The 13,052-nt window shown below is 68.2% G+C and carries 14 protein-coding genes; 3 read left to right on the forward strand and 11 right to left on the reverse strand.

The features are described 5' to 3' along the window. Complete coding sequence (locus NKG98_RS00380; protein WP_254767760.1) at positions 1-591, reverse strand: plastocyanin/azurin family copper-binding protein; 591 nt, start codon at positions 589-591, stop codon at positions 1-3. A gap of 106 nt (positions 592-697) precedes the next feature. Continuing rightward, the gene (locus tag NKG98_RS00385) at positions 698-1,765 is read right to left on the reverse strand and encodes a M42 family metallopeptidase (RefSeq protein ID WP_254767761.1); all 1,068 of its coding nucleotides are present in this window, start codon (positions 1,763-1,765) and stop codon (positions 698-700) included. A 130-nt stretch (positions 1,766-1,895) separates the two neighbouring features. On the opposite strand from NKG98_RS00385, the gene NKG98_RS00390 reads away from it, so the two are divergent. Both NKG98_RS00390 and NKG98_RS00395 read left to right on the forward strand, forming a co-directional pair. Continuing rightward, the gene (locus NKG98_RS00390) at positions 1,896-3,059 is read left to right on the forward strand and encodes a thiolase domain-containing protein (RefSeq protein ID WP_254767762.1); all 1,164 of its coding nucleotides are present in this window, start codon (positions 1,896-1,898) and stop codon (positions 3,057-3,059) included. Continuing rightward, a complete protein-coding gene (locus NKG98_RS00395) occupies positions 3,056-3,454 on the forward strand; it encodes a Zn-ribbon domain-containing OB-fold protein (protein ID WP_254767763.1) in 399 nt (132 codons plus the stop codon). Before NKG98_RS00390 ends, NKG98_RS00395 begins: the two co-directional genes overlap by 4 nt. Before the next feature lies 1 nt (position 3,455). Here the strand turns inward: NKG98_RS00395 and NKG98_RS00400 are convergent, their stop codons facing one another. The 4 genes from NKG98_RS00400 to NKG98_RS00415 form a co-directional block, all read right to left on the reverse strand. Continuing rightward, positions 3,456-4,391: an alpha/beta fold hydrolase gene (locus NKG98_RS00400; protein WP_254767764.1), complete on the reverse strand. Its 936-nt coding sequence runs from the start codon at positions 4,389-4,391 to the stop codon at positions 3,456-3,458. Between the two features lie 70 nt (positions 4,392-4,461). Then, positions 4,462-5,553, reverse strand: a complete 1,092-nt coding sequence (meaB, locus tag NKG98_RS00405) for a methylmalonyl Co-A mutase-associated GTPase MeaB (protein ID WP_254767765.1) — start codon at positions 5,551-5,553, stop codon at positions 4,462-4,464. Then, positions 5,550-5,966: a cobalamin B12-binding domain-containing protein gene (locus tag NKG98_RS00410; protein WP_254767766.1), complete on the reverse strand. Its 417-nt coding sequence runs from the start codon at positions 5,964-5,966 to the stop codon at positions 5,550-5,552. The genes meaB and NKG98_RS00410 overlap by 4 nt, the downstream gene beginning before the upstream one ends. 87 nt (positions 5,967-6,053) lie before the next feature. Next, complete coding sequence (locus NKG98_RS00415) at positions 6,054-8,474, reverse strand: methyl-accepting chemotaxis protein (protein ID WP_254767767.1); 2,421 nt, start codon at positions 8,472-8,474, stop codon at positions 6,054-6,056. A 247-nt stretch (positions 8,475-8,721) separates the two neighbouring features. On the opposite strand from NKG98_RS00415, the gene NKG98_RS00420 reads away from it, so the two are divergent. After that, positions 8,722-9,888 carry a hypothetical protein gene (locus NKG98_RS00420; RefSeq protein WP_254767768.1) on the forward strand — a complete coding sequence of 389 codons (1,167 nt, stop codon included), beginning with the start codon at positions 8,722-8,724 and terminating at the stop codon, positions 9,886-9,888. A gap of 3 nt (positions 9,889-9,891) precedes the next feature. Here NKG98_RS00420 and NKG98_RS00425 read toward each other — a convergent pair whose 3' ends face one another. The 5 genes from NKG98_RS00425 to NKG98_RS00445 are packed head-to-tail and all read right to left on the reverse strand — an operon-like array spanning position 9,892 to position 13,051. After that, positions 9,892-10,656, reverse strand: a complete 765-nt coding sequence (locus tag NKG98_RS00425; protein ID WP_254767769.1) for a DUF7289 family protein — start codon at positions 10,654-10,656, stop codon at positions 9,892-9,894. Further along, positions 10,653-11,132, reverse strand: coding sequence for a DUF7266 family protein (locus NKG98_RS00430; protein ID WP_254767770.1), 480 nt, complete (start codon positions 11,130-11,132; stop codon positions 10,653-10,655). The genes NKG98_RS00425 and NKG98_RS00430 overlap by 4 nt, the downstream gene beginning before the upstream one ends. Next, on the reverse strand, positions 11,129-11,920 hold the full coding sequence (locus tag NKG98_RS00435) for a DUF7261 family protein (protein WP_254767771.1): 792 nt from the start codon (positions 11,918-11,920) through the stop codon (positions 11,129-11,131). Before NKG98_RS00435 ends, NKG98_RS00430 begins: the two co-directional genes overlap by 4 nt. Then, positions 11,914-12,513, reverse strand: coding sequence for a DUF7288 family protein (locus tag NKG98_RS00440; protein WP_254767772.1), 600 nt, complete (start codon positions 12,511-12,513; stop codon positions 11,914-11,916). The genes NKG98_RS00435 and NKG98_RS00440 overlap by 7 nt, the downstream gene beginning before the upstream one ends. 4 nt (positions 12,514-12,517) lie before the next feature. Beyond that, a complete protein-coding gene (locus NKG98_RS00445) occupies positions 12,518-13,051 on the reverse strand; it encodes a DUF7287 family protein (RefSeq protein WP_254767773.1) in 534 nt (177 codons plus the stop codon). Position 13,052: the final 1 nt, after the last annotated feature.

The following is a 13,052-nucleotide window of genomic DNA, read 5'->3' on the forward strand; positions in this document are numbered from 1 at the left end:
CTAGGCCGCCGGCTCGCCGCCGTAACGCATGAAGAAGTAGACGAGCGCCAGCGTCGAGACCATCCCGGCGACGGTGGCGATGAGCAGCGTGTACGCGGCGTCCGGGATGGCGGAGACGGGACCGGCGGCCGCCTCGCCGCCGCCACCCTCGGCGACCTCGATCGTCCCTTCCATCCCGAGGCTGAGGTGGGGGTCGCAGTGGAACGCGTAGGTCCCCTCGACCTCGAACGTGTGCTCGACCTCGAATCCCGAGTTCTCGATCGGCATGTGCCCCTCCCAGTCGGAGTCGTCGGGTTGCTCGGTGACGTTGATGTTGTGGTTGTCGGTCTCCCAGACGAACAGCACCGTCGTTCCGGGCGCGATCGAGAGCGGACTCTCGGTGCCCGGTTCGTAGGCGTAATCGACCAGTTCGACCGTCTCGGCACCGCCACCGCCGGCGTCGCCTTCTTGGCCGCCGCCGCCGTCCTGCCCGCCGCCGTCGCCGTCTTCCTGTGCGGCGCCGGTCGCGCTCGCGGCGGCGGCCGCGGCCGCGCCGGCCGACCCGACGAGGAACCCCCGTCGGGAGAGCGCGTCGTCCTCGCGTGGGTCCATGTCCGCCCTAGCACCGTCGGAACGGAAACCTCTGTTCCCACGTTCAGGCCGCGCTACCGGTCGGATTCGGAGACAGTCGCGGTCGAGTGACGGAGTCGCCCGCCGCTCAGAGCGCGTAGTCGTGCTCGCCGTCCTCGCTCTCGAGGAACGCCGTCAGGAGGTCGATCGTCGCCGCGACGTCGTCGACGTGGGCCGTCTCGGTGACGGTGTGGAGGTACCGCGTCGGGACGGAGATGGCGCCGACCGGCTTCGCCCCCGCGGTGTGCTGGAAGCCCGCGGTGTCGGTGCCGCCGGCGGGCAGCACCTCGAACTGGTGGTCGATCCCCTCGGCCTCGGCGACCGAGCGCAGCCGTCGGTGGACCTTCGGGCTGGTGATGACGCTCGAGTCTTTGAGTTTGATCGCCGTCCCCGCGCCGAGGCTGGTGACGTACTCGCCCTCGTCGAACTCGGGGACGTCGTTGGCGACGGTCACGTCCAGCGCGACCGCGAGGTCGGGGTCGACGTCGACGCCGAGCGCCCGCGCCCCGCGCAGGCCGACCTCCTCCTGGACGGTCGCACAGAAGTGGATCGTCACGTCGGGGTCTTCGATCCGGCGGGCGGCTTCGAGCATCGCGAACAGGCAGACCCGGTCGTCGAGGGCCTTCCCCGTGACCGTCTCGCCGACGAGTTCGGTCGTCCCGGCCATCGTCACGAGGTCACCCGGCGAGACGCGCTCGCGGACCTCCTCGACGGGGAGGCCGACGTCGACGAAGACGTCCTCGACTTCGGGCGGCGTCTCGCGCTCTTCTTCGTCCAGGGTGTGCGGCGGCGGGGAGCCGATCACGCCGGGGAGGTCGCCGTCCTCGGTGTGGACCGTCACGCGCTGGGCCTTGAGGACGCGGGCGTCCCACCCGCCCAGCGCGTCGAGTTCGAGGAAGCCGAACTCGCCTTCCTTGCCGCGGACGTGCCGGACCATGAAGCCGATTTCGTCCATGTGTGCGGCGACCGCGACCGAGTACTCCGAGTCGCCGTCGAGCGTCCCGACGACGTTCCCCATCGCGTCGGTGCGGACGCGGTCGACGCTCGCCTCGAACTCCCGGCGCACGAGGTCGCGAACCCGGTCCTCGTAGCCGGGGACGCCACGTTCTTCGGTCAGTTCGGTGAGTAACTCGAGGTCGAACGGAGCGGTCGTCATGCTCTCCCGTGGGAAATCGGCGGGCATAAACCCCCTGAAACCCCGCACTCGGTGCCGGAACCCCGGCGTCGTCGTGTCGGTTTCCATACCAACCGCGGAGTATTAACGGATCGACGGGGTACGGTGTAGTATGAGCGACGTACGAGTCGCCGGCGTCGGGCTGACGCCGTTCGGGTCCACTCCCGAACGGACGGGACGGGACCTCTTCGCGGAGGCGAGCATCGAGGCGTTCGAGGACGCCGGCGTCCCCCGCGAGGACGTCGAGGCCGTTCTCTACGGCAACTTCATGGGCGAACTCGCCGAACATCAGGGTCACCAGGGCCCGCTGATGGCCGAGGCCGCCGGCGTTCAGGCGGGCGCGACCCGCTACGAGGCCGCCTGCGCCTCCAGCGCGGCCGCCGTCCGCGACGCGACGATCCGAATCCGCAGCGGCGAGGCCGACGTGTTGCTCGTCGGCGGCACCGAGCGGATGACGAACCTCGGCACCGCGGGCGCGACCGAGGCGCTCGCCATCGCCGCCGACGACCTCTGGGAGGTGCGCGCGGGGATGACCTTCCCCGGCGCCTACGGGCTGATGGCCCGGGCGTACTTCCGGGAGTTCGGGGGCGACCGCGAGGACCTCGCACACGTCGCGGTGAAAAACCACGAGCACGCGATCCCCAACGACAAGGCCCAGTACCAGCGGGCGATCACCGTCGAGGACGTCCTGGAGGCGCCGATGGTCGCCTCGCCGCTCGGACTGTACGACTCCTGTCCCATCTCCGACGGGGCGAGCGCCGCGGTGCTCGTCAGCGAGTCGTACGCCGAGGAGCACGACCTCGACGCGCCGGTCGCGATCACGGGGTCGGGCCAGGGCGGCGACCGCATGGCGCTGCACGACCGCGACCACCTCGCCCGGACGCCGGCGGCCGATCAGGCCACCGCGGCGGCCTACGACGACGCCGGCGTCGGCCCGGCGGACGTCGACGTCGTCGAGGTCCACGACTGTTTCACCATCGCGGAGGTCCTCGCCATCGAGTCGCTCGGCCTCGCCGACGTCGGCGAGGGGATCACGGCGGCCCGGGACGGCTACACGACCGCCGACGGCGAGGTGCCGGTGAACCTCTCCGGCGGGCTGAAAGCGAAAGGCCACCCCGTCGGCGCCACCGGCACCTCACAGATCGTCGAACTCACGAAGCTCCTGCGCGGCGACCACCCCCACAGCGGGGCCGTCGACGGCTCGGTCGCGGTCGCACACAACGCGGGCGGGACGGTCGCCTCCTGCATGGTGCACGTACTGGAGGTGGGACGATGAGCGACGACGAGCGCGTCCGCGACGCCGACTACGACGACTGGCTCGACGCCGTCGAAACCGACGAGGCCTTCTACATCGAGTGCCCCGAGGGCCACGGGCTGCTCCCGCCGCGGCGGATCTGTCCGGACTGTGCCTCGACGGAACTGGTCGAGCGGCCCTTGCCCGAGACCGGCGTGATCGAGACGTTCACGGTCGTCCACGTCCCGACGCCCTCCTTCGCGGACGACGCCCCGTACGCGACGGCCGTCGCGGACTTCGGGCCCGTCCGGCTGACCGGACAGGTGACGGGGGTCGATCCCGACGACGTCGAGGAGGGCCTCGCGGTCGGCCTGACCGTCGGCATCTCCGAGACGAGCGGCGACCGGCTGTTGACGTTCCCGGTCCGAGAGGAGTAGGCTACTCGCCTTCCGCCCGCGGCAACTCGGCGCGGAGGTACTCGACGAATATCTCGGGGTGTTCGGCGTGGGGCAGTTGCGTCGCGTAGTCGATCACGACGAGGTCGAGGTCGGCGGCCTCCGCGAGTTCCCGCCCCTCGTGCAGCGGGACGAGTTCGGCGTCGCGGCCCCAGACGAGCGTCGTCGGCGTCTCGAGGGCCGCGAGTTCGGTCGTGAGGTCGAACTCGGGGTCGAGCGTTCCCGAGGCGAACGAGGCCGGCGCGTAGCGCGCGCCGGGCTGGTGGGCGCTGCGCCACGCGTAGTCGATCTCCGCGGGGTCGACGCTCTCGTCGTCGTAGTAGCCCTCCCGTTCGAGGAAGTACTGGATCGACGGCTTGCTCGCGAGCAGGTCGAACAGCGCCGTGCCGACGACCGGGGCGCGAAGCAGCGTCCGCACCCACGGACGTTCGGTTCCGGTGTCGCCGGTCGGACAGATCAACACGAGGCGCTCGAAGTCGGCCTCGGCGGCGGCGTCGGCGGCGAACGCGCCGGTCAGCGAGGAGGCGACGACGATCGGTCGGTCGGCCACGTCGGTCGCGAAGTCGCGGACGAACTCCGCGTAGAGGCCGGACGAGTAGACCAGCGGCGGCCGATCCGACCGGCCGAAGCCGGGCAGGTCGACCGCGAACACGCGGTAGTGGTCGGCCAGCAGGTCGAAGATCGGCTCGAACTCGTAGCTGCTCGCTGCGGCGTTGATGCCGTGACAGAGGACGATCTCCGGGTCGTCCGGTTCGCCGGCGACCGTGTACCTGACGTCCATCCCGCGCCAGCGGTAGGTCCGCTCGATGCCCGGGAGGGGGTCGTCGAGGTCGCCCGCGCGGGCCCGGAGCAGTCGGTCGCCGACGACCGCGACGCCCGCGGCGCCGGCGACGGCACCGAGCGCTGATCGGAGCTTCATGCGCGAGACTTCGACCGCGACGACCTTATGCGTGCGGTCGCGCCGCAGCGCGTGGCGACGCCCGTCGTCGTCAGCGCGACGGCGATTCGAGCCGGTCGAACTCGACTTCGAGGTCGCCGAGACACTCCTCGACGGGCGCGAGGACGTCGTCGGCGATCGTGTACGGGTCGGTCTCGCCGCGGCGGACGGCCTCGGCGAGGCCCTCGACGCCGCCGGCGCGGGCGAGTTCGTCTTCGAGCAGCCCGTGGACGTCCTCGCGAAGCAGCGTGCGAATCTCCTCGGCGTGGCGCCGGCGGGCCCGCTCGTCGCGCTCGCCCGACGCGTCGAGGTAGCGCCCGTGGTCGGCGAGCGCGTCGGCGAACGCCTCGACGCCCTCGCCTTTCGTGGCGACGGTCTCGACGATCGGCGGCGTCCAGTCGCCGTCATCGTCGTCCGGCGTCTCCTCGTGGCCGTGGCCGGCCACTGCGTCCGCGCCGTGGTGGCCCGCTCCTGTACCGCCGCCGCCGAAGCCGTCGCGCTCGCCGAGTTCGACCATCTCCGAGAGCTCCTGGACCGTCCGGTCGGCGCCGGGGCGGTCGGCCTTGTTGACGACGAAGACGTCGGCGATTTCGAGGATACCGGCCTTGAGCGTCTGGACGGTGTCGCCCGACCCCGGGGGGACGAGGACGGCGACGGTGTCGGCGGTGCGGACGATGTCGATCTCGTTCTGGCCGGCGCCGACGGTCTCGATGATGACCCTGTCCTTCCCGAAGGCGTCCATCGCGCGGACGGCGTCGGCGGTCGCCGTCGAGAGGCCACCGAGGGTGCCGCGGGCGCTCATCGACCGGACGAAGACGTCCATGTCGCCGACCGTCGAGGCCATCCGGATGCGGTCGCCCAGCACCGCCCCGCCGGTAAAGGGCGAGGAGGGGTCGATGGCGACGATGCCGACCGTCTCGCCGCGCGCGCGGTAGGTCTCGGCCAGTTTGTCGACCAGCGTCGACTTCCCCGCGCCCGGAGAGCCGGTGACCCCGATCACGTCCGCGTCGCCGGTGTGGGCGTACAGTTCCGAGACGAGGTCGCGATAGCCCGACGAGCGGTTCTCGATCTTCGAGATCACCCGCGCCAGCGCGCGGTGCTCGCCGGCGAGTAAGTCCTCGAGCAGCGCGTCGTCGGCGCTCATCGTCGGGGCGCGTTCTCGCGGACGAACTCGATCGTCTCGTCGATCGGCGTCCCCGGGCCGAAGATGGCGGCGACGCCCTCGTCTTTCAGCTCCTCGCGGTCCTCCTCCGGGATGACGCCGCCGACGATGACGAGCGTGTCCTCCTTGGCGCCGTACTCCTCGAGGCCGTCCATCACCTTCGGGACGAGCGTGTTGTGCGCCCCCGAGAGGATCGAGATGCCGAGGACGTCGACGTCCTCCTGGACCGTCGCCTGCACGATCTCCTCGGGCGCCCGGTGGAGGCCGGAGTAGATCACCTCGAAGCCCGCGTCGCGGAACGCCCGCGCGACGACGTGCGCGCCGCGGTCGTGGCCGTCGAGGCCGACCTTCGCGACGAGACACCGGATCGACCGCTGCTCCTGTTCGCTCTCCATGCCCCGAGATTCCCCGGCCGGCTGTTTGACTTTAACGGAAGTTGTTGAGGGTCGATCGCCGGCGAAAACCCGATCGGCGGGACGCTCCTAGCGGTCCTCGCCGAAGGTGAACACGTCCTCGGCTTCCTCCGCGTCTTCGTCGTCGTCGGCCGCGTCGTCCCCCTCGAAGCTACCCTCGCGGTCGACCGGTTCGGCCTCGACGGCCTCCGCGGAGTCGACCAGTTCGTCGAGCGGGTCCTCCTCCGCCGGGTCGGACTCGACCGGTTCGGCCACGATGGGTTCGTCGGCGTCGTCCTCCTCGAACGGGTCGCGGTCGCCCGCGTCGGCGTCGGTCTCGAAGCGGTCGAGGGTCTCGGAGAGGCGGGCGGCGCGCATCGAGAGGTCGCTGGCACTGTGGGAGACCTCGGTGAGCGCGGTCGTCTGCTCCTCGGCGGCGGCCGCGACGCGCTCGCTCTCCACGGAGGTCTGCTCGCTGATGGTGGCGACCTCGTCGACCATGGCGACGACTTCCTGGGTGGAGGCGGCCTGCTGCTGGCTGGCCGCCGAAATCTCCTGAACGCCCGTGTTCGTCTCCTCGGCGTAGTCGGCGATCTCGTCCAGCGCCTCCACCGCCTCCTCGACCGAGTCGGCGTGCTCGGAGACCCGTTCGCTCGTCTTCTGGACCTCCGCCGCGGTCCGTCCGCTCTGCTCTTTGATGCGTTCGAGTCGCTCCTCGATGTCCTCGGCGGCTTCCTTGACCTCCTCGGCGAGTTCCTTGACCTCGCCCGCGACGACCGAGAACCCTTCCCCGGAGTCGCCGGAGCGTGCGGCCTCGATGTTGGCGTTCAGCGCCAGCATGTTCGTCTGCTCGGCGACCTCGGAGATGAACTCGATCAACTCGTCGATCTGCTCCATCTCGGCTTCGAGGCGCTCGATCTCCTCGACGGCGCCCTCGGACTCGACCTCGATCTCGTTCATGCCCTCGATCGCCTTCTGGGCCGCCTCGCGACCGCGTTCGCCCGTGTTCGCCGTCCGCTCGGCGATGTCGGCGACCTGGTTCGAGGAGGCGGCGATCTGTTCGATCGTCGTCGACAGGTCGTTCATCTCGTGGGTGACCGACTGGAGACTGTCGTTCTGGCGCTCGGCGCCGTCTGAGATCTCCTGGATCGACTCGGTCACCTGCTCGGAGGCCGACCTGACCTCCTCGCTGGAGGCGGTCACCTGCTCGGAGGCCGTCGCCACCTCGGTGGCGAACGCCTTGAGGTGGGACGTGGTCTCCTCGATCTCGGCGATCATCTCGTTGAACTCGAGTGCGATCGACTCCATCGCCTCGTTGTGGCTCTCCGCCTCCATCCGGGCGGTGAAGTCGCCGTCGGCACACTCCTGCATCACGGCGGCGTACTCGTCGGCTTTCGCCTCGAGGTGGTCGTTGATCCGTTCGGTCTCGGCGCGCGCCTGCTCGGCCTCCTCGCGGGCGCGCTGGGCGCTCTGGATCTGCGCTTTCAGCGAGTCGCGCATGCTGGCGAAGCCGTCGTAGAGGCGCCCGATGCTGTCGACCCGCTCGGTCTCGAACTCGACGTCGAGGTCTCCCTCCTCCATTCGCGCGGCCTTGCGGGTCAGCCGGTCGATCGACTGCGACGTGTTCCGGCCGATGACGCCGCCGATCAGGACGACCAGCAGGATGCCGGCGGCGGAGGCGTAGATCCCGTACTCGCCGACGGTGTTGACGAAGCCGTAGGCCTCGCTCTCCGGCGTGTGGATGGCGACGAGGAACTCGCTGTCCTCGTTGACTCGGGCCGCGGAGACGATGTACTCCTCGTCGTGGAACCGGTCGTCGACGGACCCCCGCAACGCGAGGCCGGGCGTGCCGACCTCGTGGATGGTCGCGTTCGTGCCGACCGTCGAGAGGTCGAACGACCGCTCGTTGCCGTAGTCGACGAAGAACGACTCGCCGGTGGGATCCATCACGACCTGCCCACTCCTCTCGTTGACGATGTACGAGAGCCGACCGTCCTCCTCGGCGCTGATCATCTCGTGGGTGAACTCGCTGATCTCCATCGAGAGCACGAGGTACTCGTTCAGTTCCCCGTCGACCCGCATGACGTAGCTCAGCACCGCGGTCCCGTCGTCGGACTCGTGGGGGACGATCGCGGGTTCGCTCGCTAGGTCGATCGGTTCGTAGCCGAAGACCGTCTCGCGCTGTTGTCCGTGAGCGCGGAACTCCTTCGCCCAGGCCTGCTCGGAACTGTCGAGGCTCGAATCGTTGAGGCTCGTATCCGTGCTGTGGAGGATCCGGTTTTCCTTGGCGTCGACGTGGTGGATGTGGTAGACGCCGTCGACGGCGATCCGCTCGCCGAGCAAGTAGCCCAGTTCCTTGTCCGCGGTCGTGATCTGATCCGACATCCGATCGACGTGGATGACGTTCAACTGGTTCCACTTCTCGACGTTCCGTGCCTCCTGTTCGGCCAACTGCTTCGAGTCGTCCTGTACCTGCTGTTCGACCTCGTCGGCGATCTGGTTGGTCCCCAAAAACCCGACTGCCCCCACCGACAGACCAATCACGAGCAAGACGATCGCGAACTTTAGCGCGTAACTCTCCCTAATATATGTTGGTGTGACTCTCCGAACCGGGTCTAACATCGGGACGAAAAGAATTCCGGCAAACGATAAATCCTCCCCTCCAATTATCACGATTGAGAACACTTTTGTCAGGAGTGGGTGATTATTTAAACGGGGGGACGCCGATACATGATCGAACGCCGGAGGACGACTGTCGATGAGTGAAGATGCGCTTCGGAGCGTTCTCGCCCGGATCCGGGCGTCGACCGACGCCGCCCCGCCCTCGTCGCGTGCCGACACGCGGCTGTTGATCGTCGAGCCGCTGCTCGCGGCTCTGGGCTGGGACGTCCGCTCGGACGCGACCGACCGCGACGTCGTCGTCGACGGCACGCGCCTCGAGTACGTCTGTTCGGTCGACGCGACGCCGGGGTTGTTCGTCGCGGTCGAACCCTACGGCGAGTCGCTCGATCGCGACCGCGCGTCCGCCCTCGAAGGGCTCATGCGCCGGACCCGCGTCGACCGCGTGATCTACACGAACGGCCGGAAACTGGCGCTCCTCGCCGGGACCGACGCCGTCGAGCGGACGGCGCTCGACCTCTCGGCGCCGCTCGACCGGTGGGCCGCGGTCGACGACTTCTCCCGGCCCGCGGTCGCGCGCCGCCTCGACGATCACGCGTACGAGCGTGCCGCGCGCAGGCTCGCGCTCGCCCGCTCCGACCTCGCCGCGGCCGTCACGGAGGAACTCGCGTCCGCCGCCGGAGCCGTCCACGAGGACGAACTGGCGACGATGACCGACCGCTTTCTCGACCGCGTCGTCGAGTCGTTCACCCTCGCGGCCGCCGCTCGGTCGGCCGACGCGTCGGCCGAGACGCCGACCGCCGACGCGGACGACGGCCCCGCCACCGCCGACGCCGACGACGCGTCGGGAACCGACGACGCCGGCGACGCCGCCGACGCCGCCGACACCGCGGACGACGCCGACGCCACCACCGCCGGCGACCCGGAGACGGCCACCCCGGACGCCGCCTCCCGATCGGACGCCGGGTACGTCGTCCGGTTCTTCGCCGAGCAGGGGTCGGTCGGTGCGATCGGCCACGCCACCTCGGACGACGCGCTCGTACACGCCGCGGAGTTCTGTCTCGACCACGGGCTCTCGCGGGTCGAGATTCCGTGGACACCCCGCGACGGCGACCGCGTCGTCCTCAACGACGAACCCGTCGGCGCCGACGGGACGCCCATGGCCGAACCGCGACAGCTGTCGAACGGGCTCTACATCGAGACGGCCGGGACGGTCGAGGAGCGAGCGACCCGGGTGGAACGAATCGTCTCCCGCGCGGGGTTGCGGGCGATGTTGACGGGCGGGTGGTCCGGCGGGGTTCGCTGAGGATCAGTAGTCGACGTCGACGACGACGATTTCGATGTGAGCGCGGTCTACGTCGCAGGTGTAGGTTCCGCCGCCGCCGTCCGACCAGCCGTTTCGCTCTGCCGTCGATTCCCAGCTGTTCTGGTGGTTCGAACTGTCGATTTCGATTTCGACCACGTCGGCGTTTTCGTACGTCTCGCTGACGCTCCGACCGTCCGCTCGGTTTTCGGTGACCGTGATCTCGGTACCGCTGCTGGTCTGGATCGTCCCCGGCCCGTCCGCGACCGCGACGAGCGTGACGATCGCGGCATCGTCGGCACACCGCATCTGCGGGTACGAGACGGCGACGTCACCGTCGGTCTGGTTCCGGAAGACGCCGCCGCCCTCGTAACTGATCGTCGTCCCCTCGTACTCGTAGACGAGCGCGCCGACGTTGCTTCCGTCGTTGCCGAGGGGGGAGTCGGTAGTTCCGGAATCATTCGTCACCGTGATCGTGACGTTCGACCCGTCCGTCGTCCTCAGGCGGCCGTCCCGCAACGCGATTTCGCCCGACCGCTGGCGGATCGCGTCGTAGCGAACGACGTCGTTGAAGTTGTCCGCCAGCGCCTCCATCCCGCGTTCGGCGTTCCGGAGCTGTTCGGTCTCCTGATAGGCGTCCATCGTCTGGAAGCCGACCGCGTACAGCAGGCCGACCGAACCGATGATGATCCCGAAGACGAGCACGAAGCCGACGACTTCGGAGACCGCACGATCCGTTTCGCCGTCTCGATTCCGTCCACCGGTTCTCATGGTTCCTCCAGAAGTTCGACGTCGTCGCCGTCGCTCCGGACGATTACCGTCCCGCCCTGTACCTTTTCGCTGTCGCTGCCCACGTCGACCGAGACGGGAACGTACGTCTCCGTCTCGTTGTCGATCGTCGCCAGCCGGAGGCAGTTCTGACCGTCCGCCACCAGCGGCGCGTCGCAATCGCTGCTGTCGCGCAACTCGACGGTGTACTGTGCGTTGCCGGCCCGTCGGGGGTGATCCGCGGTGATGGTCACCTGGTCACCGCTCTCCGCGAGGCGATCGGCGTGGGAGAGTTCGCCCGCCAGCCGCTCGCCGACGATTTCGAGCGACCGCTCGGTACTGCGTTCGCGCTCGGAGTCGAGCATGGTCCCCGCGCCGACCAGCAGGCCGGCGACGAGGATCGTCGTGATACCGATCGTCAGGACGTGCGTGACGGTGATCGACACCGCGCGCTCGTCCGCGTCGAGTCGCCGGATCACGTTCGATCACCGTAGACGTCGACTTCGATGGTTCGTTCGATGGAGACGTCGGCCGAGTCGTACGTGTACTCGACTTCAGCTGTCCAAGTACGTGATCCAGAATTTTTTGTGATTAGCTCGTATTCTCCATCAATATCTGTACTGCTGGTAACCGTAATCGTAGTAGTAGTATCCGTAGAATCAATTAGATCGAACTCACAACTACCCTGTGTCTTCGCACCGACAGCTCCCGAGGTAAAGTCAACCCACACGTCATCTTGGCCCGATGTATCAATTGTACAACTAACGTCCCCGGTTACCGCGAGCTCGGTTCCAGTGTACTCTATGTCAACCGTATCACTGTCTATCTCCAATCCTAACCTGTCGCCAGGATCGGAGTTGTCGAGGTTCATCTTGACTCTGAACTGGCCAACCTGTTCACTATTCGCTACATCTCCCGGTGAAATAGATCCACTCTCAAATGCCGCTTCTTGCACCCCATCTACCCTCTCGATGGCCACAATCGCTGGTTTTTCATCGTTAATGGAACTCCGGTAGGTCGATTCGAACTCGTCGGAATCCGGGGGGTCTCCGGCAAGATTCTGCTGTTGAACCAATCCTCGAACCCCCTGTTCGATCTCGTACTCGACCGTCTCCGCGTCCGTGACGCTCCCGCTCGTACCGCTCGAAGAGACCGTCTCCGTGTAGAGGACGCCGTTGAAGACGACGACGAGGCCGAGGATGATGAACGCGATCGAGATGGCGGCGACGAGGATCAACTGTCCCCGGTCGCGCGTCTCGCTTACCATACGATCACCCGCACCTCCACGACGTTGTACACGTGATCACTGCCTTCATTTGGGATCGGATAGCTGTCCTCGGCGTCTTCCAGCCGCTGGTGTTCGTATCCGGGCGCGGTCAGGTGCTGGTCGTCGTACAGCGTGACCGCGTAGCTCGCCGTGAACGCGGTCGAACTCTCCCGCCCTTGGTAGACCAGCCGTACCGGGTCGTCCATCCCCGGCGCGTGGAGTTCGACGTTGTAGTTCTGCCCGCGCTCTCGGAACCGTTTCTCGAGGATCGCCCCGAGGCGCGTCTCGTTGAACCCCTCGGCCGTGTAGTAGCTGGTTTCGACGTCGGTGTCGCTGCCGTAGAACTCCTCGCTGCTGTTGTTCCAGTACCGCACCGTCTCCGAGAGGTCCCCGTCGCTCGCGGCGACGACCAGCGCGTCGTTTGCCTCCTGCTGGAACTGCGCCTGTACCGTCCGGTCGATCGGCCCGCCGGTCGTCGGCGTGATGACGACCGACTGGAGCGCGAACAGCACCGCCATCAGGACCACCATCGCGCCGACGAACCCCTCGAGGGTGTACGCCTGCCCGCGGTCGGTCCGCTTCGTCCCTCTCATGCGATCACCACACCCTCACGACGAGTCGACAGGCCGAGTCCTCACACTCCGAGACCGGATCGCCGTCGTCGACGACCGTGACGAGCCGCGAGACGACGGCCGCCGACTGGTCGTCGTACGCGGGGCCCTCCCGAAGCGGTTCGTCGGTTCCGTCGCCGTCGATGTCCACCATGATCGGTTCCTGATCCGCGTCGCTGAGTTCGACGACCGTGACGTTCACGTGATCTATCGGGCCGCTCGCGGTCGACCGGAGGCCCAGTTCGTCCGCGTCGCTCGCGTCGAGGCCGTCGAACGCCGTCGCGTCGATCTGGTTCGGCGTCGATCCCGTAGCCGTCTCGTCGAGCACGTCCGCCGCGATCCGTTCCGCCTGCGGGGCGTCCCCGCCGGGCGCGCCGGAGAACGGCGTGATGACCGTCGGGACGAACGCGAAGACGAACGCGATCGCCAGCAGGAAGACGCCGATTCCGATGGCGAAGTCCTGCGTGGTCTGTCCGCGCTCGCGGGGCGAACTCGACGCGTGTCGCTGTCGGCCGGTCATG

The sequence above is a fragment of the Salinilacihabitans rarus genome, from assembly GCF_024296665.1.
In the GTDB taxonomy this organism is placed as follows: Archaea; Halobacteriota; Halobacteria; order Halobacteriales; family Natrialbaceae; genus Salinilacihabitans; species Salinilacihabitans rarus.